Annotated in this window: 25 protein-coding genes and 1 pseudogene; 13 read left to right on the forward strand and 13 right to left on the reverse strand. The window is 72.8% G+C overall.

Going from position 1 to position 26,038, the window contains the following annotated elements:
• Positions 1-22: 22 nt before the first annotated feature.
• From ACIBK6_RS14095 to ACIBK6_RS14110, 4 genes are all read right to left on the reverse strand, one after another.
• On the reverse strand, positions 23-1,588 hold the full coding sequence (locus ACIBK6_RS14095; RefSeq protein WP_399051473.1) for a phytoene desaturase family protein: 1,566 nt from the start codon (positions 1,586-1,588) through the stop codon (positions 23-25).
• Positions 1,589-1,675: 87 nt separating this feature from the next.
• Entirely contained in the window at positions 1,676-3,898 is a 2,223-nt protein-coding gene (locus ACIBK6_RS14100) for a tetratricopeptide repeat protein (protein WP_399051474.1), read from the reverse strand.
• Between the two features lie 18 nt (positions 3,899-3,916).
• Positions 3,917-4,807 (reverse strand): oxygenase MpaB family protein, encoded by an 891-nt coding sequence (locus tag ACIBK6_RS14105; RefSeq protein ID WP_399051475.1) that lies wholly within the window; start codon positions 4,805-4,807, stop codon positions 3,917-3,919.
• 35 nt (positions 4,808-4,842) lie between these two features.
• Positions 4,843-6,033: an acyl-CoA dehydrogenase family protein gene (locus ACIBK6_RS14110; protein ID WP_399051476.1), complete on the reverse strand. Its 1,191-nt coding sequence runs from the start codon at positions 6,031-6,033 to the stop codon at positions 4,843-4,845.
• Positions 6,034-6,360: 327 nt separating this feature from the next.
• On the opposite strand from ACIBK6_RS14110, the gene ACIBK6_RS14115 reads away from it, so the two are divergent.
• Positions 6,361-6,780, forward strand: a complete 420-nt coding sequence (locus ACIBK6_RS14115; RefSeq protein WP_399051477.1) for a CBS domain-containing protein — start codon at positions 6,361-6,363, stop codon at positions 6,778-6,780.
• Between the two features lie 111 nt (positions 6,781-6,891).
• Positions 6,892-7,092, forward strand: coding sequence for a hypothetical protein (locus tag ACIBK6_RS14120; protein WP_399051478.1), 201 nt, complete (start codon positions 6,892-6,894; stop codon positions 7,090-7,092).
• 52 nt (positions 7,093-7,144) lie between these two features.
• Here ACIBK6_RS14120 and ACIBK6_RS14125 read toward each other — a convergent pair whose 3' ends face one another.
• Both ACIBK6_RS14125 and ACIBK6_RS14130 read right to left on the reverse strand, forming a co-directional pair.
• On the reverse strand, positions 7,145-7,990 hold the full coding sequence (locus tag ACIBK6_RS14125; RefSeq protein ID WP_399051479.1) for a carboxymuconolactone decarboxylase family protein: 846 nt from the start codon (positions 7,988-7,990) through the stop codon (positions 7,145-7,147).
• A 29-nt stretch (positions 7,991-8,019) separates the two neighbouring features.
• On the reverse strand, positions 8,020-8,766 hold the full coding sequence (locus ACIBK6_RS14130; RefSeq protein ID WP_399051480.1) for an AraC family transcriptional regulator: 747 nt from the start codon (positions 8,764-8,766) through the stop codon (positions 8,020-8,022).
• Positions 8,767-9,000: 234 nt separating this feature from the next.
• Here ACIBK6_RS14130 and ACIBK6_RS14135 point away from each other — a divergent pair, with 234 nt between their 5' ends.
• Positions 9,001-10,200 carry an MFS transporter gene (locus ACIBK6_RS14135; RefSeq protein ID WP_399051850.1) on the forward strand — a complete coding sequence of 400 codons (1,200 nt, stop codon included), beginning with the start codon at positions 9,001-9,003 and terminating at the stop codon, positions 10,198-10,200.
• Between the two features lie 88 nt (positions 10,201-10,288).
• On the opposite strand, the gene ACIBK6_RS14140 is transcribed toward ACIBK6_RS14135, so the two are convergent.
• Together ACIBK6_RS14140 and ACIBK6_RS14145 are read right to left on the reverse strand one after the other, a co-directional pair.
• A complete protein-coding gene (locus ACIBK6_RS14140; RefSeq protein WP_399051481.1) occupies positions 10,289-10,666 on the reverse strand; it encodes a DUF488 domain-containing protein in 378 nt (125 codons plus the stop codon).
• A 77-nt stretch (positions 10,667-10,743) separates the two neighbouring features.
• The gene (locus ACIBK6_RS14145; RefSeq protein ID WP_399051851.1) at positions 10,744-11,757 is read right to left on the reverse strand and encodes a hypothetical protein; all 1,014 of its coding nucleotides are present in this window, start codon (positions 11,755-11,757) and stop codon (positions 10,744-10,746) included.
• 356 nt (positions 11,758-12,113) lie between these two features.
• On the opposite strand from ACIBK6_RS14145, the pseudogene ACIBK6_RS14150 reads away from it, so the two are divergent.
• A pseudogene (locus ACIBK6_RS14150) lies at positions 12,114-12,614 on the forward strand (hypothetical protein); the annotation flags it as partial.
• 121 nt (positions 12,615-12,735) lie between these two features.
• Entirely contained in the window at positions 12,736-12,987 is a 252-nt protein-coding gene (locus ACIBK6_RS14155; protein WP_399051852.1) for a hypothetical protein, read from the forward strand.
• A gap of 36 nt (positions 12,988-13,023) precedes the next feature.
• Here the strand turns inward: ACIBK6_RS14155 and ACIBK6_RS14160 are convergent, their stop codons facing one another.
• Positions 13,024-13,980: a TIGR01777 family oxidoreductase gene (locus tag ACIBK6_RS14160; RefSeq protein WP_399051482.1), complete on the reverse strand. Its 957-nt coding sequence runs from the start codon at positions 13,978-13,980 to the stop codon at positions 13,024-13,026.
• Between the two features lie 205 nt (positions 13,981-14,185).
• On the opposite strand from ACIBK6_RS14160, the gene ACIBK6_RS14165 reads away from it, so the two are divergent.
• Together ACIBK6_RS14165 and ACIBK6_RS14170 are read left to right on the forward strand one after the other, a co-directional pair.
• Positions 14,186-14,656, forward strand: coding sequence for a DUF5709 domain-containing protein (locus ACIBK6_RS14165; RefSeq protein WP_399051483.1), 471 nt, complete (start codon positions 14,186-14,188; stop codon positions 14,654-14,656).
• 96 nt (positions 14,657-14,752) lie between these two features.
• Positions 14,753-15,001 carry a type B 50S ribosomal protein L31 gene (locus tag ACIBK6_RS14170; protein WP_399051484.1) on the forward strand — a complete coding sequence of 83 codons (249 nt, stop codon included), beginning with the start codon at positions 14,753-14,755 and terminating at the stop codon, positions 14,999-15,001.
• A 30-nt stretch (positions 15,002-15,031) separates the two neighbouring features.
• Here ACIBK6_RS14170 and ACIBK6_RS14175 read toward each other — a convergent pair whose 3' ends face one another.
• Positions 15,032-16,918 (reverse strand): glycoside hydrolase family 9 protein, encoded by a 1,887-nt coding sequence (locus ACIBK6_RS14175; RefSeq protein ID WP_399051485.1) that lies wholly within the window; start codon positions 16,916-16,918, stop codon positions 15,032-15,034.
• 163 nt (positions 16,919-17,081) lie between these two features.
• Entirely contained in the window at positions 17,082-17,618 is a 537-nt protein-coding gene (locus ACIBK6_RS14180; protein ID WP_399051486.1) for a hypothetical protein, read from the reverse strand.
• 291 nt (positions 17,619-17,909) lie between these two features.
• Between ACIBK6_RS14180 and dhaK the strand changes: the two genes are divergently transcribed.
• The 6 genes from dhaK to ACIBK6_RS14210 all read left to right on the forward strand — a co-directional run bounded on the left by dhaK (position 17,910) and on the right by ACIBK6_RS14210 (position 23,687).
• On the forward strand, positions 17,910-18,902 hold the full coding sequence (gene dhaK, locus ACIBK6_RS14185) for a dihydroxyacetone kinase subunit DhaK (RefSeq protein ID WP_399051487.1): 993 nt from the start codon (positions 17,910-17,912) through the stop codon (positions 18,900-18,902).
• A gap of 22 nt (positions 18,903-18,924) precedes the next feature.
• Positions 18,925-19,530 carry a dihydroxyacetone kinase subunit DhaL gene (gene dhaL / locus ACIBK6_RS14190; protein WP_399051488.1) on the forward strand — a complete coding sequence of 202 codons (606 nt, stop codon included), beginning with the start codon at positions 18,925-18,927 and terminating at the stop codon, positions 19,528-19,530.
• On the forward strand, positions 19,527-19,940 hold the full coding sequence (locus tag ACIBK6_RS14195; RefSeq protein ID WP_399051489.1) for a PTS-dependent dihydroxyacetone kinase phosphotransferase subunit DhaM: 414 nt from the start codon (positions 19,527-19,529) through the stop codon (positions 19,938-19,940). Before dhaL ends, ACIBK6_RS14195 begins: the two co-directional genes overlap by 4 nt.
• A gap of 265 nt (positions 19,941-20,205) precedes the next feature.
• On the forward strand, positions 20,206-20,997 hold the full coding sequence (locus ACIBK6_RS14200) for a PIG-L deacetylase family protein (protein WP_399051490.1): 792 nt from the start codon (positions 20,206-20,208) through the stop codon (positions 20,995-20,997).
• A 100-nt stretch (positions 20,998-21,097) separates the two neighbouring features.
• Complete coding sequence (locus tag ACIBK6_RS14205) at positions 21,098-23,119, forward strand: FAD-dependent oxidoreductase (RefSeq protein WP_399051491.1); 2,022 nt, start codon at positions 21,098-21,100, stop codon at positions 23,117-23,119.
• A gap of 28 nt (positions 23,120-23,147) precedes the next feature.
• Positions 23,148-23,687 (forward strand): PadR family transcriptional regulator, encoded by a 540-nt coding sequence (locus ACIBK6_RS14210; RefSeq protein ID WP_399051492.1) that lies wholly within the window; start codon positions 23,148-23,150, stop codon positions 23,685-23,687.
• Between the two features lie 113 nt (positions 23,688-23,800).
• On the opposite strand, the gene ACIBK6_RS14215 is transcribed toward ACIBK6_RS14210, so the two are convergent.
• Together ACIBK6_RS14215 and ACIBK6_RS14220 are read right to left on the reverse strand one after the other, a co-directional pair.
• A complete protein-coding gene (locus ACIBK6_RS14215; protein ID WP_399051493.1) occupies positions 23,801-24,868 on the reverse strand; it encodes a tyrosine-type recombinase/integrase in 1,068 nt (355 codons plus the stop codon).
• Between the two features lie 206 nt (positions 24,869-25,074).
• Positions 25,075-25,842, reverse strand: coding sequence for a dienelactone hydrolase family protein (locus tag ACIBK6_RS14220; RefSeq protein ID WP_399051494.1), 768 nt, complete (start codon positions 25,840-25,842; stop codon positions 25,075-25,077).
• Positions 25,843-26,038: the final 196 nt, after the last annotated feature.

Consider the following 26,038-nt stretch of genomic DNA (forward strand, 5'->3'; position numbering starts at 1 on the left):
GGCGGAGTTCGGGCACGGGCCCTCAGCGGCCGAGCACCGCCATCGCCGCGTTGTGGCCCGGGATGCCGCTCACACCGCCGCCGCGCACGGCGCCCGCGCCGCACAGCAGCACGTTCGGGTGGGCGGTTTCGACACCCCACCGGCCCGTCGACCCGTCGCCGTACGGGAAGGCGAGGGGGCGGTGGAAGATGTTGCCGCCGGGCAGCCGCAGGTCCCGCTCCAGGTCCAGCGGGGTTTTCGCCTCGATGCAGGGGCGGCCTTCCGCGTCCTTCGCCAGACACTCCGCGAGCGGTTCGGCGAGGTGGGCGTCCAACTGGGCGACGGTCGCGGCGAGGAGTTGCTCGCGCGTCTTGTCGTTGTCGTCGGCGAAGAGCCGGGCCGGGGTGTGCAGACCGAACAGGGTCAGGGTCTGGTAGCCGCGGGCCGCGAGGCCGGGGCCCAGGATCGAGGGGTCGGTGAGCGAGTGGCAGTAGATCTCCGAGGGCGGCGCGGTGGGCAGCTCACCGCGTGCGGCCTCGGCGTACGCGGTCGCCAACTGGCCGTATCCCTCGGCGATGTGGAAGGTTCCGGCGAAGGCCTCGCGCGGGTCGACCGCGGTGTCCCGGAGCCGGGGCAGCCGCGTCAGGAGCATGTTGACCTTCAGCTGGGCGCCCTCGGCGGGTTCGGGCGCCACGTCACCGGTGAGTGCGGCCAGGGCCTGCGGCGAGGCGTTCACCAGGACGTGGCGGGCGGCCACGGTGCCGGGCCCCTCGGCGGTGGTGAAGGCGACCTCCGCTTCGCTGCCGTCGGTGCGGATCGCGGTCACCTCGTGGCCTGTGGCGATCTCCGCGCCCGCCGCCCGCGCCGCCCCGGCGAGCGCGTCGGTGAGGGCGCCCATGCCGCCGACCGGGACGTCCCAGTCGCCGGTGCCCTGGCCGATCACGTGGTAGAGGAAGCAGCGGTTCTGGGCGAGCGAGGGGTCGTGGGCGTCGGCGAAGGTCCCGATCAGGGCGTCGGTGAGGACGACGCCCCGCACGAGGTCGTCACTGAACCGGTCCTCCACGGCGACGCCGATGGGCTCCTCGAAGAGCATCCGCCAGGCTTCGTCGTCCGCGATCCGCTCGCGCAGCGCGGCCGCGGTGGGCAGCGGTTCGGTGAGGGTGGGGAAGACCCGTTCGGCGACCCGGCGGGTGGTGCCGTAGAAGTCCTGCCAGGCCCTGAACTCGGCGTCGGATCCGGTCAGTTGGCGGAAGGAGGCGGCGGTGCGGTCCGGGCCGCCGCCGACCAGGAGGCCGCCGGGGCGCCCGCCGCGGTCGGTCGGCGTGTACGAGGACACCGTCCGTTTGCGGACCGCGAAGTCGAGCCCCAGCTCGTCGACGATCTTGCGGGGCAGCAGCGAGACCAGGTACGAGTAGCGCGATAGCCGCGCGTCCACGCCCGCGAAGGGGCGGGTGGAGACGGCCGCGCCGCCGGTGTGGCCGAGGCGTTCGAGGACGAGGACGGACTTTCCGGCGCGGGCGAGGTAGGCGGCGGCGACCAGACCGTTGTGGCCGCCTCCGACGACGACGGCGTCATACCGGTCACGGGTGAACGCGGTGCGTGCGGGCATGCCCCTTCGTAACACGGGACGACCGCCCGCGGAACCCCGTCCGGGGCCGACCGGCGCCGCGGCGTGACGGGACGGGCCCCGTGCGGGTCAGGGGCGGTCGGCGCTCCGGTGGCGCAGGGCCGCCACTCTTCGGTACAGGTCGGTCGCCTCCGGGCCGCGGCCCAGCTGCTCCAGGCAGTGCGCCTCGTCGTTGCGGCTGGCCAGGGTGGCCGGGTGGTCCGCGCCCAGGACCCGCTCGCGGGCGTCGGCGACCCGGCGGTAGACGCCGAGCGCCTCGGACCAGCGGCCCAGCCAGCCGAGGCCCACGGCGATCTCGCGGCGGCTGATCAGGGTGTCCGGATGGTCGGCGCCGAGGACCCGTTCGCGGGCGGCGCACACCTCCCGCGCTTCCCCGAGGGCTTCCTCCCAGCGGGCGAGCCGCCCGAGGTTCACCCCGAGGCCGTGCCGGGCGCGGAGCGTCTCCGGGTCGTCGGGGCCGCCGGTCCGCAGCCGGTCCTCGACCAGATCGCGGTACAGCACCAGGGCCTCGGGGCTGCGCCCGAGCCGGCCGAGGCTGATGCCGACCTCGTAGCGGGCCGCCAGGGTGTCCGGGTGGTCGGGCCCGAGCGCCGCCGCGCGGCCCGTCGCCACCTCGCGATAGGCCGCAAGGGCCTCGACCCAGCGCCCCAACTGCCCCAGTGCGTAGGCGACTTCGTACTGGGTGACGAGCGTGTCGGGGTGTCCGGCGCCGAGCACCCTGGTGCGGGCGGCGGCCACCTCCTGGGCCGTCCGGCAGGAGTCCTCAAGGCGCCCGAGCCGGCTCAGGTTGAAGGCGAGGTTGTGGCGGCAGCGCAGGGTGTCCGGGTGGTCGGGGCCCTGGGTGCGCTCGCGGGCGGCGAGGACCGCGGTGTACACCTGGTGCGCTTCGAGGGCCCGGCCGAGCCGCCCGAGGACGTACGCCATCTCCTGGCGGGCGTCGAGCGTCCCGGGGTGGTCGGGGCCCAGCGAGCGGGCCCGGCCGTCGGCGACCTCGCCGAACTCGCGCAGCGCGGCGGCCGCGCGACCGGTCCTGCTGAGTGTGAAGCCCACTTCGCAGCGGCTGGCGAGGGTGTCGGGGTGGTCGGGGCCGAGGACGTGGGCGCGCTCGGCGGCGACCGCCCGGTGCACCTCGCCCGCCTCCGCCCACCGGCCGAGCCGGCCGAGGCTGAGCCCGGCGTTGTGGCGGCTGTTCAGCGCGGCGAGGACGTCCGGCGGCGGGGTCGGCCGGTCCGCTTCCCGCGGTTCGCCTTCCGGGGGCAGCCGGCGCCGGCCGGCGGTCGCGGTGGTCCACTCGCTGCTGAGGCCGGCGGAGGGGTCAGGCGGGGTGGCCGGGGTGAGCGCGCGGGTCGCCTTGTGGCCGGTGGTCATCCCTTTGGTCCAGGAGGGAAGCCGGGGCGCGCGCCGCGGGGTCAGCGGCACGGGGTCGGTGAGCGGTCGAAGGGCGGCCCGCCCCTCGGCGAGCCGGCGGCCCAACTCCCCCGCGTCGTCGGGGCGTTGGTCCGGGGACTTGGCGAGCAGATCCAGCACCGCCCGGTCCAGGAACCCGGGGAGTTCGGCGCGGTGCTCGCTCGGCGGCCGGGGCGGCGTGTCGCGGTGGCCGACGAGCACCGCCCAGGCGTCGTCGTGGTCGAACGGCGGCGCCCCGGTGGCGATCTCGTACAGCACGCAGCCGAGCGAGTAGAGGTCGCTTCGGTGGTCGACCTCCTCGCCGGCGATCTGCTCCGGCGACATGTAGTGCGGGGTGCCCATGGCGACGCCGGTGCCGGTCAGGCGGGCGGTGAAGCCGATGTCGGCGGCGAGCCGGGCGATGCCGAAGTCGCAGATCTTCACGGTACCGTCGGCGAGCCGCATGATGTTCGCGGGCTTCAAGTCACGGTGGACGATGCCCTGTTGATGCGTGTAGGCGAGGGCGTCCGAGATCTGTTCGGCGATGTCCACGAGGTCCGGGACCGGCAGCGGCCGCTGCTTGTTGTCGTCGAGGAGCTGGCTGAGGTTGCGGCCGTCGAGCAGCTCCATGACGAGGTAGAGCCCGCCCGCGTACTCCCCGAAGTCATGGACGACGGTGACACCGCGGTGCTGGAGCGCGGCCGCGACGCGGGCCTCGCGCCGGAAGCGCTCCCTGAGCACCCGGGTGAACGACTCCTCGCGGCTCGGCGCCAGCGGTTTGAGCAGCTTGACCGCGACCCGCCGCCCCAGCGATTCGTCGCGGGCCCGCCACACCTCCCCCATGCCGCCGCGACCGATCAGATCGAGCAGCCGGTAGCGGCCGTGGATCAGCCTGGTGTCCGCCATTTCGTGCCGCCGCCCCCGTCACTGAAAGTGCGCCCTCCCCGGCTCGTCCAGTATGGCCGCCTGTCTGCGAAGTTTGTACGGCTCCGGGCGGGTCCCGGGGCCGAGCCGGGCCAGCGCCTTGAGGATGTGGCCGGGCGGCAGCTGCCAGCGCAGCCGAGCGGGAACGCAGCGCAACGCCCTTCCGGTGAAGGCCAGTTGACGGTCCACGGTGCGTGCGGCGGGGGCGGGGCGGCCGTACAGCTCGTGGGCGTACGGGGGCAGCGAGACGTAGGCGAGGCGGACCACGCGCCGCCACAGCAGCTCGCGCGCCGGTATCAGGAGCGCATGGGTGGGCGGCCGCCGCAGGAAGTCGTCGACGGCCCGTGCGTCGGCGGTGAGCGCGAGCTGGGGGCGTACGGAGTCGAAGTAGGCGGCGAGTTCGGCGACGCTGCCCGGCACTCCTGCCGGGTCGAGGCCCACCAGGCGGGCGTCGACGCGGTGTTCCGCGATGTAGCGGTCGGCCTGGGCGTCGCTCAGCCGGAACCCCGAGCGCCGGGCCACGGTGAGATAGCTGTCCATCTCTGCGCAGTGCACCCACCGGAGCAGCTCGGGTTCATCGACGCCGAACCGCTCCCCCGTCGCCGGGTCGTCCGCCGTGAGGCGGGCGTGGATGCGGCGCACGCGCGCGCCGGCCTGCTCGGCCGCCTCCTTCGTGCCGTAGGTGACGGTCCCGACGAAGTCGGCCGTACGCATCAGACGGCCCCAGGCGTCCTTCCTGAAGTCTGAGTTCTGCATGACGCCGCGCACGGCACGTGGGTGGAGGGCCTGGAGGTAGAGCGCCCGGATGCCCGCGATCCACATCATGGGGTCGCCGTGCAGCTGCCAGGTGACGGATTCGGGGCCGAAGTAGCCCGGGTCGGCGTCAGCCATCGGCCACCTCCAGCGCGTGAGCCCCCATGGCCAGGTTAACGGCGGACCCTCGGCATCCCCAGGCCGATCCAGGAGATGATTTCGCGCTGGATCTCGTTGTTTCCGCCGCCGAATGTGAAGATCACGGCGGAGCGGTAGCCGCGCTCCAGTTCGCCGTGCAGGACGGCGCCGGCCGAGCCCTCCTTCATGGGGCCCGCCGCCCCGACGACCTCCATCAGCGAGGCGTAGGCGTCCCGGCGCGCCTCGGATCCGTACACCTTGACGGCGGAGGCGTCCTGCGGGGTGAGGGTGGCTTCCTGGACGGCGTTGACCATCTGCCAGTTGAGGAGCTTCATCGCCTCCAGGCGGGTGTGGGTGCGGGCGAGGTTCTTGCGGACCCAGCCCAGGTCGATGACGCGGCGGCCGTCGGCGAGCAAGGTGTCGGCCGCCCAGCGCTGGACGTCGTGGAGCGCGCGGATCGCCATGGTGCCGTGGGCGGCGAGGGTGACCCGCTCGTGGTTGAGCTGGTTGGTGATCAGCCGCCAGCCCTTGTTCTCCTCGCCGACCCGGCGCGAGACCGGTACCCGGATGTTCTCGTAGTAGCTGGCCGTGGTGTCGTGCGAGGCGAGGGTGTTGATGAGGGTGCAGCTGTAGCCGGGGTCGGAGGTCGGCACGAGGAGCATGGTGATGCCCTTGTGCGGCGGCGCGTCCGGGTCGGTGCGCACGGCGAGCCAGACCCAGTCGGCGGTGTCGCCGTTGGTGGTCCAGATCTTCTGCCCGTTCACCGTGTAGTGGCCGGTTGCCTCGTCGCCCTCCCGGACGGCGCGGGTCTTGAGGGCGGCGAGGTCGGTCCCGGCGTCGGGCTCGCTGTAGCCGATCGCGAAGTCGATCTCGCCGGAGAGGATCTTCGGCAGGAAGTACGCCTTCTGCTCGTCCGTGCCGAACCGCATGATCGTCGGGCCGACGGTGTTCAGCGCCATCAGCGGCAGCGGGACGCCGGCCTGGGCGGCCTCGTCGAAGAAGATGAACTGCTCCATGGGCGTGAGCCCGCGGCCCCCGTACTCCTTGGGCCACCCCACCCCCAGCCAGCCGTCCCCGCCGAGCCGCCGCACGGTCTCGCGGTAGAACCGCTTCTGGGCGGCGGGGTCGGCGTACCGGGCGTACACGTTGTCCGGCACCAGGCCGGCGAAGTAGGCGCGCAGCTCGGTGCGCAACTGCTGCTGCTCAGGCGTGTATTCGAGGTGCACGGCCCCTCCAGGACGGTCGCGGTACGGCGGCGCACACAGTAGAACGTGTTTCAAGAATCCGGAAGGGGAGTGCGCATCACGGGAGCGCACGCGTCGGGGGCGAGGCGGCCCGGCCGGGCCGTCTTGCGCCCAAGTTCCCTGGCTCGGCGGCCACTTGGGCAGGTCGCGGCTTCCCGGGCGGCGGGCCGTCACCCGTTCGCCCTTGAGCGGTCGCCCCGCTGACGGGGCCCCGTCAGCATGGCCGAGAGGTGTGCGCCGCACCCCTACCAGCCTGGCCGAGACATGTGTGCCGCATCCATGGACGTTCCGCACCCCCCGGAGGCCCCCATGACCACTGCCCGTGATCTGATGACCGGCGACCTGCGCTGCATCCCGGCGTCCGAAACCCTTGACCGGGCCGCCCAGTTGATGCGCGACCACGGGATCGGCGCGCTGCCGGTCAGAGGCAGCGACGGCCGGCTGACCGGGATCGTGACCGACCGCGACATCGTCGTGAAGGCTCTGGCCGCCGGGAAGGACGCGTCCAAGGTGACCGCGGGCGACCTCGCCGAGGGCCCGCCGCACACCGTGGACGCGGACGCGGGCGCCGCCGCGGCGGTCAAGGCGATGAGCGAGGCGCGGATCCGTCGGATCGTGGTGGTCGAGGGCGGGGAGCCGGTCGGTGTGATCACCGAGGCGGACCTGGCGCGGAAGCTCACGGCGGAGGCCTTCGCGAGCTATGCGGGCCGGGTCTACGCGGCCCCGTGAACCGCGCCCCGCCCCGTGCGCACCGCGGCGCGGGCGGGCGTGTGGGCCGGATGCGGTCCGGGTAGGCGGGGGCCAGAATGGTGCATGAGCGGACGAAACGTAGGAGGCGGTATGAACGACCGGCCCGATTCCACCCGGCGGCCCGACGCCGTGACCCCGGACGCCCTGCTGCACACGGGATCCGGCGGCGAGGTCACCGCCGAGGACCTCGTGCTGGCCTCCGGGCGGGACATCACCCCGCAGAACCTGGCCTGGGCCGAGCGCAAGCTGGCCGCGGAGGGCCCCGCCGCCCTCGACAAACTGCTCCCCTGAAGACCTCCCGTCCGCGCCGCCCGCCGGGCGAGGGGCCGTCGGCCTGCCCGGCTCACTCCCCGCCGCGCTCCTCGAAGACCTCGCGGGCGGCCGCGATACCGTTGAGCGCGGCCGGGAAACCCGCGTAGCCCGCCATCTGCGTGATGACCTCGACCACCTCTTCGCGGGTGCCGCCGACGTTGAGCAGGCCGTGGATGTGGACGCGCAGCTGGGGTGCGGCCGTGCCGAGCGCGGTGCACATGGCCACGCTGGCGAGTTCGCGGGACTTGAGGTCCAGCGCGGAGCGGGAGTACACGTCCCCGAAGGCGAACTCGATGATGTAGCGCGTCAGATCGGGCGCGATGTCCCGCATCGAGGCGACCACCTGGTCACCCGCGTGCCCGTCGACCTCGGCCAGCTTGGCGAGCCCCCGCTCGTACCGGTCGCCCGGCACCGGCGCCGTGTCGACCGGCGCGACCGGGAGACCGGGACGGGCCTCGAACACCTCGCGGGCGGCCGCGATGCCGTTGAGCGCGGCCGGGAAACCCGCGTACACGGCGGTGTGGATCAGGATCTCCAGCACCTCGGCCGGGCTGACCCCGACGTTGAGCGCGCCGTCGATGTGGAATCGCAGCTGGGGCGCCGCGTTGCCCATGGCGGCCAGCGCGCCGACGGTGGCGATCTGCCGCTGGCGCAGGGTGAGTCCGGGGCGGGAGAGGAGGTCGCCGTATCCGAAGGCGACGGTCATGCGGCCGAGGTCGGGCGCGATGTCGGCAAGGCTGTCCAGTACGGCCGGGTTCTCCTGGCCGCCGACGGTACGCAGCAGGGCGAGCCCGCGCTCGAACCGGTCGTCGTGCGCTGCGGTGCGGGCGGGGGCGGAGGTGTTGGCGGTGTTCGCTGCGTCTTCTGCGCTGTTCATGCAGCTGACGCTACGAGTTGGAGCGTGCTCTAACGCAAGCGGGTGTGCGCACCCGGCGTGTGCCCGAAGGCCCGGCGGAACACGTCGATGAACGCGCTGGTCGAGGACCAGCCGCAGCGGTGGGCCACGCTGGTCACCGGAGTTTCCTCGGCGAGCAGTTGCAGGGCGCGGTACAGGCGGAGCTGGGTGCGCCACTGCGGGAACGTCATGCCGAGGTCCGCGCGGAACAGCCGGGTCAGGGTGCGTTCGCTCGCGCCCGCCTGTGCGCCGAGCTCGGCGAGCCCGCGCCGGTCGGCGGGGTCGGCCTGGAGCATCGCGCACACCGCGGCAAGCCGGGGGTCGCTGGGCGCGGGCAGGTGGACGGGCCGCTGGGGGCAGGCGCGGAGCTGGTCGAGCAGCACGGCGCGCAGCCGGTCGTGTTCGGGGCTTGCGTCGTCGGGCGAGCGGGTGTGGGCGAGGAGCAGCTCGCGCAGCAGCGGCCCGACCATCAGCACGGTGGGGACTTCGAGACCCAGCGGATTCTCGTGGGCCGCGATCCCCATGAGGTGCAACTCCAGCCTGCCGTGCGCCTGGTGGGAGTGCACGGTCCCGGCCGGCACCCAGATCGCGCGCGTGGCGGGCGCCACCCAGGTCCCGGCGCCGGTCGTGACGGCCAGCACGCCGCGGCTCGCGTAGACGATCTGGTGATCGTCGTGTCGGTGCGCGTCGATGCTGTCGCCGGGGGCCATCTGCTGGGCGCGGGTGGGGGCGACGGGAGTGTGGCGGATATTCGACATCGCTTGGCAATTTATCGGAAGCGGGACAGGGCCGGGGTTGGTGATGATCGGGCCGTGCGGAAGAAGTCGAAGAAGTCGAAGAAGCAGCGTGGTGATGTCCTGGCCGGACAAGCGCCCGCAGCCCGCGGCCGGGGCGGAGGTGCCGGGCGAGTACCCGGAGTCTGCGGTCGGGACGGAGGCACCGGGCAGGGGCCCGCGGCCCGCGGCCGGGGCGGGGGGCTGCTCGGCCGACCGGTGTTCCTGCTGGCCCTCGGCCATGCCTGTGTGGACGTGTACCAGGGTGCCGTCGCCGCCCTCGTGCCGTACTTCGTCGCCGAGCGCGCCTACTCCTACGCCGCGGCGTCCGGCATCGTGCTCGCCGCCTCCCTGCTCTCCTCCGTCGTCCAGCCGCTGTTCGGCGCGCTCACCGACCGGTGGGCGATGCCGTGGCTGCTGCCGGTGAGCACGGCGGTGGCGGGTACCGGCATCGCGCTGAGCGGCAGTGCCGGCACGTACGCCCTGACCTTGGCGATGGTCGCCGTGGCCGGGATCGGGGTGGCCGCCTACCACCCCGAGTCCGCCCGGGTGGCCCGCGCGGCGAGCGCCGGGAGCCACACCGCGATGGCCTGGTTCTCGCTGGGCGGCAACCTGGGCTTCGCCGCCGCGCCGCTGCTGGTCGCCGGGGTGGTCGGCGCGGGCGGGCTGCGGGCGGCCCCGCTGCTCGTGGCGCCCGCCGCCCTCGGCAGTGTGCTGTGCCTGCTCGCGCTCCGCGCGGTACGGGTCCCCGGCCCGGCTCCGGCCGCGACCGCGCGGGCCGCCGGCGGCGACGACCGGGCCTCGTTCCTGAAGCTGTGCCTGGTGGTCGTCTGCCGCTCGCTGGTCTTCGTGGGGCTGAGCGCCTTCATCGCGCTGTACGCCCGCCAGCGGGTGACCGGCGGTGCGGTGGCGGGCTCAGCCGCCCTGTTCGTGCTGTACGCGGGCGGCGCCGTGGGCACCGTCGTGGGCGGCAGGCTCGCGGCCCGCTGGGACCGGGTCCGGGTGGTGCGCTGGTCGTACGCGGCCGCGGTACCGGCCGTCGCCGGGGTGGTGGGCGTACCCGGCCCGGCCTTCTACCTCTTCGTCGCGCTGACCTCGGCCGCGCTGTACGTGCCGTTCTCGCTCCAGGTGACACTGGGGCAGGACTACCTGCCCACGCGGATCGGCACGGCGAGCGGGGTCACCCTCGGCCTGACCGTGAGCGTGGGCGGTGTGGCGAGCCCGCTGATCGGCGCGGCGGCCGACGCGACGTCGCTCACCACGGCGCTCGCCCCGCTGATCGCCTTCCCCGCCCTGGCCTGGCTCCTCGCACGCACCCTGCCGGAACCCGCACCGCCGACGCCGACCCCACCGGCGCCGCCTGCCCGTGGCGCCCGCGACTCGGTCACGGCTCGGAGCCGAGCGCCCATGCACGACTGACAGATCCCGTCAACTTACCTTCTGACGACAGGAGTTGGGCGGTGCGCCCGCTCGCACCGTCCGCCCGCTTCACCCGGCCGGGCACTTGTCAGTGGCCGGGACGTGCTCGCTCAAGGGCCGCGACCAGCGTCGGCACATGGCTGTGGTCGACGTCCTTCACCGCGGTGACCAGGGTGACGGTGCGGTACCTGGCCAGTTCGAGCAGCCGGTCGACGGCCCCGGTCTGCTCGGGGCCCGCCAGCTCGGCCTCGTACCGCTCCTGGAAGGCGGAGAAGCGCGCGGTGTCCTCGTGGTACCACGTGCGCAGTTCCGTCGAGGGGGTGAGCTCCTTGGGCCACTCGTCGACCGCCGCGCGTTCCTTGGACAGGCCCCTGGGCCACAACCGGTCGACCAGGACGCGTACGCCGTCGGCCTTGGCGGGCGGGTCGTAGACGCGGCGGACCCGGATCGTGCGCTGTCCCGGCATCGGTTCCTCCTAGGTGTCGCCTCCCCCACAGTGTCCCGGCCCCGCCGGTTCCGCGACCGCCGGACGGGGCGCGCGGATCAGACGCCGACGGCCTCCTCCACTTCCTCTTCCTCCTCGTCTTCGGCGAACGCGGCAGGCACGGCGGACGCGACGGGCACGGTCTGCGCAGCGCCAACGCCAACGGCCCGGCTCCGGCCGCGTTCCACCACGGCCGCGACGGCCAGCACGGCGAGGCCGAGGACCAGCCACGCGGCGAGCACCCAGATGTTGCGGGCGAGGTCGTGGCTGCCGAAGTAGACGAGGTTGCGGATGCCTTCGAGGAGACCCGCGCCGTTCCAGAAGGCGTGCAGGCTGCCGAAGAAGCCGTTCTGCAGCTCGGGGCAGAACAGGCCGCCGGAACTCGTGAAGTTGAGCATCACGAAGAGCACCATCACGGCGAGCGTGGTCCAGCGCTTGAGGAAGGTGTGCAGGCCCACGCCGAGGAAGAGGATGCCCGCCGAGTACAGCCAGGACATCGCCCACACGCCCCACAGGCCGTGGTCGACCAGGTGGAACAGCGGTCCGGCGAAGGCCGCGCCGATCAGCGAGACCGCCAGCGAAACCCCGGTGACCAGGCCCGCCCGTATGCGCAGCGACAGCCCGGCGCCGGCCGCCCCGAGCACGGCGACAGAGGCGTACGAGCCGATGCTCACGGCGATGAGCAGGAAGAAGATGCCCGACCCCGTCGGGTCCCCGGAGACCGGCGGCACGACGTCGGTGACCTTCAGCGGGACGCCCTGGGCGGTGGCCACCGGGGTGAAGACCTTCTCGACGGCGGTGGCGCTCATGTCGGATCCCGCCGAGGCGACGATGAGTTCGGGGGCCTTCGCGTCCAGGACGTAGGCGCCGGTGATGGTGCGGGACTTCAGCTGGTCGACGGCGGTGGCGCGGTCGGCGAGGGTGCGCACGTCGAGCGCGTCGCCCGCCTTGTCCTTCACCGTCTGCGCGAACACCTTCGCCTGCGGCCCCGACCCGACGACGGCGACCGGCAGGTCGTGCGGCTCGGGGGTGGCGAACGCACCCAGATAGGCGAGCCCCATGCCGAGGCACATCAGCAGCGGGGTGATCAGGTGGGTGAGGACGTGCCGCAGCGCGGGATTCGACGGCGCCGTACGCACGTCGCCCGGCGCACCGACCCGACCGGCCTTGTGGCCTCCGGACATGACAGGACCCTTCACGATCGAACCCACCACCGCGGTCGGCGGTGGACCCTATGGTTGGCTTTTACAACTGCTATCAGTTGTACTACACAAGTATCTCCTCGGGGAAGCCACCCTCGCTGGCGGCGCCGGTCCGGCCGCGTTGTGATGGGGCCATGACCCGCTCGACCGGCACGCGTGACGGGCTGGGGCCCGGTCGGGCCGCCGCGTGGTGGACCGAGCTGCCCCCGGCGGCCGGTGCCGCCGTCATGGCCACCGCGATCGTCTCCGTGGGGCTGCACCTGAGCGGCGCCGACGTGGTCTCCCGGGTGTGGCTGGCGATGGCCGCGGCGCTGTGGTGCCTGCTCGCCCGCGATTTCGTCTCGCGGCTGCTGCGGGACCGGGACCGCTGGTCGAGCGAGGCGGACACACCGCCCGCGCTCACCGCCGTCGCCGCCACCACGGTGCTCGGCACCCGGCTCTCGGTGCCCGGCTGGCAAGTGGTGGCCTGCGCCCTGCTCGCCCTGGCGGCCGTGATCTGGCCGGGGCTGCTGATCGCGGTCGTACGCCACTGGCAGCGGCGGATGCCCGGGGCGGCCTTCCTGGTGTGCGTGGCCACCCAGGGTCTCGCCGTGCTGGCCGCCACGCTCTCCCTGGCCGGCCGGGGCGACTCGCTCGCCTGGGCTGCGCTCGCCGCCCTGGTGCTCGGCCTGGTCCTCTACGCGGAGGCGCTGGCGCGGTTCGACTTCCGGCAGGTGCGCGCCGGGGCGGGCGACCAGTGGATCGGCGGCGGCGCGCTGGCCATCTCGGCGCTCGCCGCGTCGAAACTGACCCTGTCCCCCCCTGTGGACCGGCGCCGCGCACACGGCCCTGCGGACGGTCACACTGGTCCTGCTCGCGCTCAATCTCGCCTGGTGCGCGGCGCTGCTGATCGCCGAAACGCGCTGGCCCCGCTTCCGCTACGACATCCGGCGCTGGTCCACCGTCTTCCCGCTGGGCATGACGGCGGTCGCCTCGCTCTCCACTGCGGCAGCCACAAAGATCGACTGGCTGCACACGCTCGGCCAGGTCCTGCTGTGGATCGCGCTGGCGACATGGGTGCTGGCGTTCGCGGGGTTCGTACGGAAGATCAGCGCCCGCTGAACCCGGCCCGGGCCCCCAACTGGCCGGTGAGGACGGTCACTTGGGGCCTCGGCGTTCGGCGCGGGCCCGCCGGGCCAGGTCACCGGCGGCCTCCGGCCACGCACCGTACTCGAAGGTGAAGCCTGCTTCGAGCAGCCGTCCGGGCACGACACGGCGGCTCTTCAGGAGGAGCTCGGTGTCGGAGCGCAGCGCGAACGCGCCGAGTTCCGCCATCCATCGCGTCGCGGGCAGGCCCACCGGGACACCCCAGGCGTCGCGCAGGGCGCGCATGAAGGCCCGCTGCGGAAGCGGGGCGGGCGCGGCCAGGTTCACGGGGCCGGTGAAGTCGTCCCGCCGGACGAGGAACTCGACCGCGCGGACGAAGTCGCGGTCATGTATCCAGGACACATATTGTGCCCCGCCCGCGACCGGACCGCCGAGCCCGAGCCGCGCCAGCCGGAGCAGCACGTCGAAGACCCCCTCGCGGTCGGGGCTCATCACCATCGCGGAGCGCAGGGCGACCTTGCGGGTGCCCGGCGTGCGGGCCTGCTCCTGGGCCGCCTCCCAGGCCTTGGCGATCTCGACGCTGTAGGCCCAGTACGCCGGAACATCGGGCTCGCTGCCGCCCACGAGTCCGGCCGCCTCGTCGTTGGCCGCGTCGAACCGGTGGGCGTACACGGTCGCGGTGCTCATCTGGAGCCAGACCTTCGGCGGCCGTGCGGCGGCCGCGATCGCCTCGCCCACGACCTCGGTGGAGCGCACCCGCGAGTCCATCATGGCGCGCAGATTCGCTTCGGTGTACCGGCAGCTCACGCTGCGCCCCGCCAGATTGATCACCACGTCACTGCCGTCGATGACCTGCGCCCACGCGCCGAGCGTCGCGCCGTCCCAGCCCACTTCACGCTCGCGCCGCGGCCGTCGCGTCAGGATCACCACGTCGTGGCCCGCGGCGGTCAGCGCCCGGTCCAGGATCGCGCCGACCTGCCCGGTTCCCCCGGGAATCACTGCCTTCATTGCGCCCCCTCGATATGGGGCGACCCTAGCGCACGAACTTGAACGCGTTCAAAGTAGCCAGGCCCATGATGTCGCCGACGTCTGCCCCTCACCCGGGTGGCGCGCGTACGGTGGTGAGTGGGGGCCGGGCGGGCCGACACTGGGGGCGGCTGCCGGGTCCGGCCCCGCGGCGTGCGAGCCACTGGTCGCAACCCAGGAGGTAGCCGTGGTCGACAGTAAGGCGTGGGGAGACGAGGTCTACCAGCCCGACGGCTCCGAGGTGCAGGACGACCAGGGCCTCCTCAGCGCCGAGGACACCCTGGACGACGGGGTTCCGGATCCCCTGGACGAGGGTTATTCGCCACCGGAACGGTCCTGGGCCGTGGAGCGCCCCGGCGTGACGGCCGCCGAGCGGCTGCGCGGCGACAGCCTGGACAAGCGCCTGACGGACGAGCTTCCGGAGGTGTCCGCGCCCGAGGGCGACGGCATGGGCGACACCTGGGACACCGACGGCGAGCCGCACGACAACGAGGTCGGCGGCGTCCGCGCCGGGCGTCTCGTGGCTCCCGACGAGGGCGCCCACCCCGACGAGGAGAGCAGGATGATCGCCACCGACGTGGGTGTGGACGGCGCCGCCGCCTCGGCCGAGGAAGCGGCCATGCACATCGTCGACGAGGACGACGCGGCCGTCATGTAGGTACGCGGGCGACCCCGACGACTCCGACGCCCACCGATGTCTGCGGCGCCAACTCCCCCCGCCCGCACCGATTCCCGCCAAGCCCCCGGAGATCCCATGCAGCGCGACAAGCAGCCCCCGTACCAGCCGGTCGTCTTCCGTGACCGCGCGGCCGGATTCGCCTTCCTGACCCGGTCGACGGCGACGAGCGCGGAGACGATCGACTGGGACGACGGCAACACCTACCCGGTCATCGACGTGGAGATCTCCGCGGAGAGCCACCCGTTCTACACCGGCAAGGCGCGGACGGTGGACACGGAGGGCCGGATCGCCCGCTTCGAGCGCCGCTACGAGGGCAAGGAGTGATCCGGCCGGGACACCGGCCGGGTCCGCGTCTCACCCCGCCGTCAGCGCGAAGGCCAGCAGTGCGGTCGAGGTGAAGTCGTCGGCGGGTTCCACCGTCTGCCAGGCGCCGACGTGGTCCAGGTAGCGGGCGCCCTTCCCGTCGAACCGCTTCCAGTCGGCCGCGCCGGCCTCACATGTGCGCATCCCGTCGAACGAGTTGTGCTCGGTGACATTCCGGGCGCCGTTGGGGCCGTTGACGACCGCGCCGCGCAGGATCTTCCCCTCGCCGGTGAGGCTGCCGGCCAGGTTGGCGACCTGATGCCCGGGGCAGTGCGGGTACACCTCACCCGCACCGATCATGAAGCTGGTGCCCCAGGCGTTGGCGCCGAGCGCCCAGCCGCGCTGCTGCTCGGCGAACGCGTCGTAGCGGTGGTCGCCGGTCGCCTTCGCGTAGAGGCGGGCCGTGGCGACGAGGCCGAAGGTGTGTGGGACGGCGTCGAAGTCGGTGTAGACCGCGCCAGCCTGGAAGGGATCCTTCGCGGCGCGCCGCTCGCCGTCGGCGAGCTGCCTGCGCAGGTCACCCACGGCCGCGCCCGACGGCCCCAGCCTGATGAGGTCGGCGTGCGCGAGCGCGCTCACATCGGCGACGCCGAGCGTGCCGCGCGCGTCCGAGGCGATGTACCTGCGCGCCCAGTCACCGGCCTCCCCCTGCCATTTCGTACCCCGCCCGTCGCCCAACTCCTTTGCGGCCAGAGCCAGTTCGGTGGCGCCGAACTCCATGTCGTCCTGCCAGGAGTCCTCCGGGTAGAAGTTGCCGGGGAAGACGGTGACCAGATCGCCGCTGGGGTGGGTGTCGGCCTGCTTGTAGACGGCCGCCGCCTTCTCCAGCCACTGCCGGGCGCCCTGCGGGTCGCTCTTGGCATCGGTCTGCGCGGCCAGCGCGAACACGGCGGCGACCCGGCCCGCCAGGTTCGGACTGATGGGTGCGCCCGGCTCGTTGGCGCGGAACACCGGCCGGTACTTGAGCGCGTGGCCAGGTGCGCCGGCACCCGCGTTCATCACGTCGTCCGCCTGCGGCAGCCGCCACACGTCGTGGTCGCTCTGGACATCCTTGTTGCCCGCGCCTATGCCGACCTGCGCGTAGAGCGTTCCGGTGCGGCCGTCCCACATCTTGTCGAGCCAGGAGACCCCGTGCCGGGCCTCGGCCGCCAGACCCGGCGAGGCGGGCAACGAACGCTGGGCGAGCAGGAGTTGGGCCGTCGAGTACGCGGCGGTGTGGGTGAACTTGAGGAAGTCCCCCGCGTCGAACCATCCGCCGGACACGTCGACCGGCCCGCCGGCCTTGCGCAGCGGTTCCTTCAGCTCGGTGCCGTCCTTGTTGTAGTGCGGCGCGGCGTAGACGGTCGCGGCCCGGTCCGCGAGGTGCGAGGGCTTGCGGTCCAGTACGCCGGGCACGATGTCGGCGCCGTCCCGCTGGGCCTGGAAGAAGCGCACGTTGTCCTCGGCGAGGCCCTTCATCAGCTCGCCCGCGGGGGCGACCTCGAACCGCGGGGAGGTGGCGGTGGCGGTGCCGGACAACTGGACCCGGTAGGTGCCGGGCCGGGTCAGCGCCGACAGGTCGAGGGTCCGCACCGAGTCGTAGCTGTCGTTCCAGGCGCCGGTGCTCGGTCCGGTCGGGCCGCTCAGGACGCTGTGGCCCGCGTCGTCCAGCACCTCGAAGCGCGCCCCGGCAAGTCTGTCCTCGCCGCCCATGACGAACGCCTCCTTGCTCGCGTCGGCAAGGTATCCGGCCTGGTCGACCCGGATGACGACGGGGCCCGGCTGAGCTCGGCCGGAGGGCAGCGCGTACCAGAGGGCGCCGGCGGCGCCGAGGGATGCGACGAGGGTGAGGACGAGGGCGCGACGGCGAGGGCGGGCGCGCCTGAAGAGCGAGTGCATGGGACCAGGGTGCCGTCCCGCTCCACGAGGGGCACACGAGGCCCCCCTGAACTCGGGCGCGAACAGGGGCAACCGGGGACATTGTGCGCACAGGGACGGCGCGGGCGGACGGCGGTCGTTTCGCGCCGAACCGCCCGCGCCGGGCTGCTGTCCGCCTGGTACGTCAGAGGCCGAGCTTGGCCAGCGCCGTGGTCCAGTCGGTCGCGATCGCGTTGCGCGCGTCGTTGAGGCCGGCCCTGCCCTTGCAGACGGCGGTCTTCAGCCGGGTCTCCACCAGGTCCTTGCTCTGCGCGGGCTCACTGCCGTAGCGGGGCTCGGGCCACAGGTTGTGCGGGTCGCGCGGGGCGCCGCCGAGTTCGAGGGGGATGAGGTGGTCCTCCTCGTAGTCCGCGGTGTTGGTGTCGCTGTAGCCGTAGGCGGCGATCTGCTGGACCTTCAGCGGATTGGTGTACGACGTCGGCGGGCGCACCGTCGAGGTCCAGCCGGACACGCAGATCGTGGACTTGATGGTGGCCTGGGTGACAGCGGGATTCCAGGCGCCCGGCGTACAGACCGGGTCGGGCAGCGGCAGACGGGCCTGCGAGCAGGACGAGCCGGTGCTCGCCGGAGCGGCATGGGCGGTGGCGGTGCCGAGCACGAGACCCGCGGCGGCGAGGGTCAACGCGCAGGCGGCAGAGCCGAATCGGGATATCGGACGCATGTGGGGTGCTCCGTGAGTCGGGCCCGGCCGGGTGTGCCGGGCTTCTGACGGCATGACACCACCCCTGCGGTCTATGCGAGTAGACCCTGGAAGTGAACAGATGACGACGTGCTGAATCCTTACCTCTACATGAGCTGTACATGACCGAAAAGCGACGGGTTCTTGGGGTCGCCGCCGGGCCGCGCGGTGCCGCATGTGCCGGGAGCCCACCTGGACGTGATACTGGGGGCCGTCCCGCAGGAACCTTGGCAAGAGGTCGGCCCCCGCGGCCGGCGCACCGTGGAGGTACGCGTGAAAATGCTGATCAATGTGCCCGAGACCGTCGTCGCGGACGCGCTGCGCGGGATGGCGGCCGCGCATCCCGGGCTCACGGTCGACGTCGAGAACCGCGTCGTCGTACGCCGTGACGCGCCCGTGGCCGGAAAGGTCGCTCTGGTCTCCGGCGGCGGGTCCGGGCACGAGCCGTTGCACGCGGGGTTCGTGGGACCGGGGATGCTGTCCGGGGCCTGCCCCGGCGAAGTGTTCACCTCGCCGGTGCCGGATCAGGTGGTGCGGGCGGCGGCGGCCGTGGACAGCGGCGCCGGAGTGCTGTTCGTCGTCAAGAACTACACCGGCGACGTGCTCAACTTCGACATGGCGGCCGAGCTCGCCGAGGACGAGGGCGTCCGGATCGCCAAGGTGCTGGTCAATGATGACGTCGCGGTGACCGACAGCCTCTACACGGCCGGACGGCGCGGTACCGGCGCCACCCTGTTCGTGGAGAAGATCGCGGGGGCGGCCGCCGAGGAGGGTGCGCCGCTCGAACGCGTCGAGGCGATCGCCCGGCAGGTGAACGGGAGCGCGCGGAGTTTCGGGGTGGCACTCGCCGCCTGCACCACGCCCGCCAAGGGCAGCCCGACCTTCGATCTGCCGCCGGGCGAGCTGGAGTTGGGGGTCGGCATCCACGGCGAGCCGGGGCGGGAGCGGCGGCCGATGATGACGTCGCGGGAGATCGCCGACTTCGCGGTGGACGCCGTTCTGGAGGATCTGCGGCCGTCAAGTCCCGTACTGCTGCTGGTCAATGGGATGGGCGCCACTCCCCTGCTCGAACTGTACGGCTTCAACGCCGAGGTGCACCGGGTGCTCACCGAGCGGGGTGTGGCGGTGGCCCGTACGCTCGTGGGGAACTATGTGACCTCGCTCGACATGGCGGGCTGTTCGGTGACGCTCTGTCAGGTCGACGAGGAGCTGCTGCGGCTGTGGGACGCCCCGGTGGACACGCCCGCACTGCGGTGGGGTCGGTGAACCGATGCCCGAAGGAGGGCTTGTGCTCGACGCCGCGTTCTTCCGCCGCTGGATGTCCACCGCTGCCGCCGCCGTGGACCGGGAGGCGGCCCGGCTGACCGATCTCGATTCGGCGATCGGCGACGCCGACCACGGCGCCAATATGCAGCGCGGTTTCCGCGCCGTGACGGCGGTCCTGGAGAAGGAGGAGCCCGGCACACCGGGGGCCGTACTCGCGCTGGCCGGGCGGCAGTTGATCTCCACGGTCGGGGGTGCGTCGGGTCCGCTGTACGGGACGCTCCTGCGGCGTACCGGCAAGGCGCTCGGGGAGGCCGCGGAGGTCACCAGGGAGCAGCTGGCCGAGGCGCTCGGGGCCGGGGTCGCGGCGGTCTCGCAGCTGGGCGGGGCGGCGGCCGGGGACAAGACGATGCTGGACGCCCTGCTGCCCGCGGTCGGGGCGCTCGGCGAGTCCTTCGATGCGGCGGCCGCGGCAGCCGACGCGGGGGCGCTCGCGACCGTACCCCTGCAGGCCCGCAAGGGGCGGGCCAGCTATCTCGGTGAGCGGTCGATCGGACACCAGGATCCGGGGGCGGCTTCGTCCGCGCTGCTGATCGGGGCACTCGCGGAAGTCGCGGAGGCCGCGGCGTGAGCGGGCCCGCAGGGCTGGTAGGGGTGGTGCTGGTCTCGCACAGCTCGGCGGTCGCCGCGGCCGTCGCCGAGCTGGCCCGGGGCCTCGCGGGCGGCGGGGCCACCGCTCCCGTGGCACCCGCGGGCGGGCTGCCCGACGGCGGCCTCGGCACCAGCGCCGAACTGATCGCGCGGGCCGCGGAGTCCGTGGACCAGGGGGCGGGCGTCGCCGTACTGGTCGACCTGGGCAGCGCCGTCCTCACGGTCAAGGCGCTCCTCGCGGAGGGCGATGAACTCCCGGCCGGGACAAGGCTGTTGGACGCCCCGTTCGTGGAGGGCGCGGTCGCCGCGGTCGTCAGCGCGTCGGCGGGCGCGGACCTGGACGCGGTGGAGACGGCGGCGGTGGAGGCGTACGGGTACCGCAAGGTGTGAGGGCGGGCGGCGGGCCGCCTCGCTGCCGTCGGCACCGGGCAGGCGCCGAATGGCGGTGGGTCCGCGAAGGCGCCATCCGCCGGCGGGCGGCCCCCGGCATCCGGCCGCCGCCACCGCAGGCCCACCCCCGCCAGCCGACGATGGGCCCCCGGAGCCGCCAGGTGCCGGGGGCGGCCCCCGGCATCCAGCTGCCGACGACACAGACCCGCCCCCTGCGGCCTCCGCTCCGCTGTCGCGGCCCCCGTCCCCGCGTCATCATGAGGGCATGAGTGCCTTCACCGAATGGGGCGCTGCCGGCGGGCAGCCGCTCCCCCCGCTGCCGGAGGACTGGAACCGCGCTCTGGCCGTCGCGGCCCACCCGGACGACATCGAGTACGGCACGGCGTCCGCGGTGGCCCGCTGGACCGCGCAGGGCAAGCAGGTCGGCTACCTCCTGGCGACGCGCGGGGAGGCGGGCATCGACGGGATGCATCCGGACCGGGCGGCGCCGCTGCGCGAGGCGGAGGAGCGGGCCGGTGCGCGGGAGGTCGGCGTCACGGACGTCGAGTTCCTGGGGCATCGCGACGGGGTCGTCGAGTACGGCATCGAGCTGCGGCGGGACATCGTGCGGGCCCTGCGCCGATTCCGTCCGGAGGTGGTGGTGTCGGGGGCGTACACGGTGCGGATGATCGGCGGTCTGGTCAATCAGGCCGACCACCGGGCGGTGGGCCTCACGGCGCTCGACGCGGCGCGGGACGCGGGAAACCGCTGGATCTTCCCCGAGCTGGCGGAGGAGGGCCTCGAACCCTGGGGCGGGATCCGCTTCGTCGCGTTCGCGGGTGCCGAGCGGCCCACCCACGGGGTGGAGGTGACCGGCGATCCACTGGAGCGGGGCATCGCGTCCCTGGCGGCGCACGCGGAGTACGCGAACGGCCTGGGCGCGGAGGCGGACACGTTCGCCCCGGCTCCCTTCCTCACCTGGATGGCCCGGGCGTCGGGCCCGGCCATGGGCGTGGAGGCGGCCGTGCTCTTCGACGTCCATCCGCTCGCCCCCGACGGGCCGCCGCCCTGGGTGTGAGAGCGAGATCACGCCCGGTCCAGGTTATGCAACTTGTTGCATAACCTGGACCCGCTGGTCTACAACTGGAGGCGACGACACCCCATCCGGAGGCGCCCCCATGACCGCGTACCCCCATCTGCTCAGCCCCCTCGACCTCGGGTTCACCACCCTGCCCAACCGGGTGCTGATGGGCTCGATGCACATCGGGCTCGAAGAGGCCGAGAACGGCTTCGAGCGGATGGCCGCCTTCTACGCCGAGCGGGCCCGCGGCGGGGTCGGCCTCATGGTCACCGGCGGCATCGCGCCCAACGACGCGGGCCGCCCGTACGCGGGCGGCGCCAAGCTGACCACCGAGGCGGAGGCCGCCCAGCACCGGACCGTCACCGACGCGGTGCACCGCGAGGGCGGCCGGATCGCGATGCAGATCCTGCACTTCGGGCGGTACGCCTACCACGAGGACCTGGTGGCGCCGAGCGCGCTCCAGGCGCCGATCAGCCCCTTCGTGCCGAACGCCCTCAGCGACGACGAGGTCGAGCGGACCGTCGAGGACTTCGTCCGGGCGGCCGAGCTCGCGAAGTCGGCGGGATACGACGGCGTCGAGATCATGGGCTCCGAGGGCTACCTCATCAACGAGTTCGTGGCGGGAGCCACCAACCGGCGCACCGACCGCTGGGGCGGCGCCTACGAGAACCGGATGCGGTTCCCGGTCGAGATCGTGCGCCGCACCCGGGAGCGGGTGGGCCCGGACTTCATCCTCATCTACCGCCTTTCCATGCTGGACCTGGTGCCCGGCGGCTCGACGCTGGAGGAGGTCGTCACGCTCGCGAAGGCGATCGAGGCGGCCGGGGCGACGATCATCAACACCGGCATCGGCTGGCACGAGGCGCGCATCCCGACGATCGCGACCTCGGTGCCCCGGGGCGCGTACACCTGGGTGACGAAGCAGCTCATGGGGTCGGTGTCAATCCCGCTGATCACCAGCAACCGCATCAACACCCCTGAAGTGGCCGAGCAGTTGCTCGCCGAGGGACGGGCGGACATGGTGTCGATGGCGCGGCCCTTCCTCGCCGACCCGGAGTTCGTGGCCAAGGCGAGTGCGGGCCGGGCCGAGACCATCAACACCTGCATCGGCTGCAATCAGGCCTGCCTCGACCACACTTTCAGCGGGAAGATCACCTCCTGCCTGGTCAACCCGCGCGCCTGCCACGAGACCGAGCTGGTCCTGTCCCCCACCAAGCTGCGCAAGCGCCTCGCGGTGGTCGGTGCGGGCCCGGCCGGGCTCGCCTTCGCCGTGTCGGCGGCCGGGCGCGGGCACGCCGTCACGCTGTTCGACGCCTCCGACCGGATCGGCGGCCAGCTGAACATCGCCAAGCGGGTGCCCGGCAAGGAGGAGTTCGACGAGACGCTGCGCTACTTCCGTACGCAGCTCGAACTGCACGGTGTGGACGTCAAGTTGAACACCGAGGTAAGCGCGGCCGACCTGGGTGACGGCTCGTACGACGAGATCGTGATCGCGACCGGTGTCACTCCGCGCACCCCCGAGATCCCGGGCTCGGAGCATCCCAGCGTCGTCACCTACCTCGACGTACTGCGCGACGGGGCGCCGGTCGGCGAGCGGGTCGCTGTCGTCGGCGCGGGCGGCATCGGCTTCGACGTCGCCGAGTTCCTCACCGACGGCGGAGACGCGGCGAGCCTGGACGCGGATACGTACTTCCGCCAGTGGGGCGTCGACACCGCGTACGCCGAGCGCGGCGGACTGCGCAAGCCGGAGCGGCCCAAGCCGCCGCGCCAGGTGCACCTGCTCCAGCGCAAGACGTCGAAGGTCGGCGCGGGGCTCGGCAAGACGACGGGCTGGATCCACCGCACCGAGCTCAAGCACCGCGGCGTGACGATGGTTCCGGGCGTGACCTACGACCGGATCGACGACGAGGGCCTGCACATCACCGTCGGCGGCGAGTCGTCGGTCCTCGCCGTCGACACCGTCGTGCTGTGCGCGGGCCAGGAGTCGCGGCGCGGCCTGTACGAGGAGCTGAGCGCGGCCGGGGCGCAGGTGCACCTCATCGGCGGCGCCGACGTGGCCGCCGAACTGGACGCCAAGCGCGCCATCGACCAGGGCACCCGGCTCGCCGCGTCGGTCTGAGAAGCGGGGCCGAACCTAGGATGCGGTCATGTCTCTCCCGCACGCGATCCTGACCGCACTGCTCGAAAAGCCCTCGTCGGGGCTTGAGCTGACCCGCCGCTTCGACAAGTCGATCGGCTACTTCTGGTCGGCCACGCACCAGCAGATCTATCGCGAGCTGGGAAAGCTGGAGCAGTCCGGGTTCATCCGCGCACTGCCGTCCGCCGCACCGGCCCGCGGGCAGAAGAAGGAGTACGAGGTGCTGCCCGCAGGCCGCGCGGAGCTGGCCCAGTGGGCGGCGGCCGGCCAGGATCCCAAGCCGATGCGGGATCCGCTGCTGCTGCGGATGCGGGCGGCGGCGGTGATCGGCACGGGCGGTCTGCGGGGCGAGCTGGAGCGTCATCTCGCCCTGCACCGCGCGCAGTTGGCGACGTACCGGGCGATCGAGACGAAGGATTTCCCGCCCGAGCGGGACAGTGAGCAGGACCGGCTGCGGCATCTGGTGCTGCGCGGCGGCATCGAGCTGGAGACGTTCTGGATCGGCTGGCTGACCGAGGCCCTCGACACGCTGGGCGAAGAGCCCGGCTGACCGAGCCCCTCCGCACACGGGGTGCAGAGCCCCGCAGAAGTGAAGCGGGGGTGTGACCGAGATACGCGCCAAAGGGGCAACGGGATGATCTTGAAGCCCTGATCCGCTCGGATTTACGTGCGGCGACGTGCGGCGGGGTCGCGTTCGGCGACGTGTCGGGCGACCGAGTCGACGCCGGGACGGGCATACCGCTCCAGGGAGCGGACGGAGGCGTGACGGGAGCGGACCAGCAGCATGGGGGTGGAAGTGCCGTCCTCGGCGTCGTGTGGCAGGGCACTGTGGCGGAGCCGGTGCAGGGTCCAGCCGTCCAGGTCCTCGATGTCGTCCGGGGAGGCGAGGAGGTTGGCCAGCAGGCGGGTGTTCTCCTCGAAGATCTCCTCGGCCCGGCGGTAGGAGAGCCGGGCCCGGCTCGTCTCGGGGCACACGTCCAGTGTCGGTGTTCCGGCCGGGGCCTTGCGGTCGGTGAGGAATAGCGGGCCGCGGGTGCGCCGGGTGATGAGCCGGGGCAGCAGTTGGGCGGTGCCGGCCTGCCAGTGGATCCACTCCGTGGCCCCACCCTTGGCGGTGATCCTGCCACGTTTGTCCTGCGGGTACAGGTCTTCCACGTTCAGGCACAGCGCCTCGTCGGCCCGTGCGGCGGACTCGTAGAGCATCTTCCAGCAGGTCTTTTCCCGGAGCCCGACGTCCAGGCGCCACAGGGCGGCGATCTGGCTTTCCGCCAGGGCCTTGGTGCGGTCCGGCGGTGCCGGCCGCCGTTCGATGCCGATCGTCGGATCGCCTTCGATCCAGCCCTGGCGCTGCCACCAGCCGATCGCCTTGCACGCGATGGACAGCTCCCGGTTGACGGTGTCGGCGTCCATCTCGTCCGCCCGCGCCGCCGCCAGCTCGGCCAGCACCTCCGGCAGCGCCGGATCGTCGATTGCGGCGACGGGGAAGAGGGGCGGCTTCGCGCCCCGGCGGGCGGGTCCGGTCGGCGCCGGTTCGCCGGTGAGCATCCACCCCCATGTCGTCAGCGAGATCCGGTAGATCCGCGCGGACGACTTCGCGATACCCGCACCGGTGAGGTACCGCTCGACCGCCGCGATGTACGTGGCCGGAGGAGCGGACATGGGCACGACGCGGGCGCGCGGCAACCGTAACGCGTCCCCGGCTCCGAGTTCGGTCACTGGTTCGATCGTCACGCCCGCCCCGTCCTCCCGGCACTGCCGCAGTAAATGCGTACACCTCGCCCCGGCGGCCGGATTGCCCCGCCGCAGGTCGCGATGATCACGGTAGGGGCTCCGCCGCGGTAAATGCGGTATTTACTGCGGCAGTTGTGAATACGTCTCCGCGATCGAGCATCTGCCCAAATGTGGTTCTGCTGTGCGGACTTGAGGGGAGGGGGCTGTCAGTGCCCGGCGTCAGCATGCTTACCTGGGTCATGCCCCAGATCCTCCGTCACGGGCAGGCACTCGGCGAGCAGGTCGACGACGTCGCGCCAGGCTCGCTGCGCGTGCTGTGGGTGGTAGCCGACGCCGGGGACCATGGGGTGGTCGACCGGCGGGTGGTGGAAGGCGTGCAAGGCGCCGCCGTAGACCGCGAGGCGCCAGTCGACGCCCGCGGCCTGCATCTCAGCGGTGAACGCGTTCCGTTGCGCGGGCGGCATGATCGGGTCTTCCGACCCGACCCCGGCCCACACCGGGCAGCGAATGCGCGCCGCCTCGCCCGGTCGGCCCGTGGTAGTTGCGTTGACTGTCCCGATCGCGCGCAGGTTGACGCCATCGCGCCCGAGTTCCAGCGCGATGGCGCCTCCGGTGCCGTAGCCGACGGCGGCTATCCGGTCGGGGTCGGTCCGCGGTTCGGTGCGCAACACGTCGAGCGCCGCGTGGCCGATGCCTCGCATCCGGTCGGGGTCGGCGAGCAGCGGCAGGCAACGGGCCAGCATCTCCTCGGGGTCGCCCAAATAGCGCCCGCCGTGAAGGTCGAAGGCCAGCGCTATATATCCCAGTTCGGCGAGAGCATCGGCCCGGCGGCGCTCGACGTCGCTGAGCCCCATGCCCTCTGGTCCGAGCAGCACCGCGGGCCGGCGGTCGACACCGGCCGGGAGAGCGAGGTGCCCGATCATCGTCAAACCGTCGGCCGGATACTCGACCGTACGCGTCGCAATCGTCGTCATGTGACTGGACTGTAGTGATCGTCGAGCCCGGTCCGGCCGGTGTTCTGCCGCTGGCAGAACAGCGCGGGTATCCCTCTGAAATACGGCGAGGGCTCACAAGAACGTCACAAACCCCGTCCCCACGGCGGCGCTATCGAATCACCCGCCCAGGCCACGGTGTTGGAGACTGACCCTCGCAGCAGGATTCTGGCGTATA

Source organism: Streptomyces sp. NPDC050485 (assembly GCF_044458185.1).
In the GTDB taxonomy this organism is placed as follows: Bacteria; Actinomycetota; Actinomycetes; order Streptomycetales; family Streptomycetaceae; genus Streptomyces.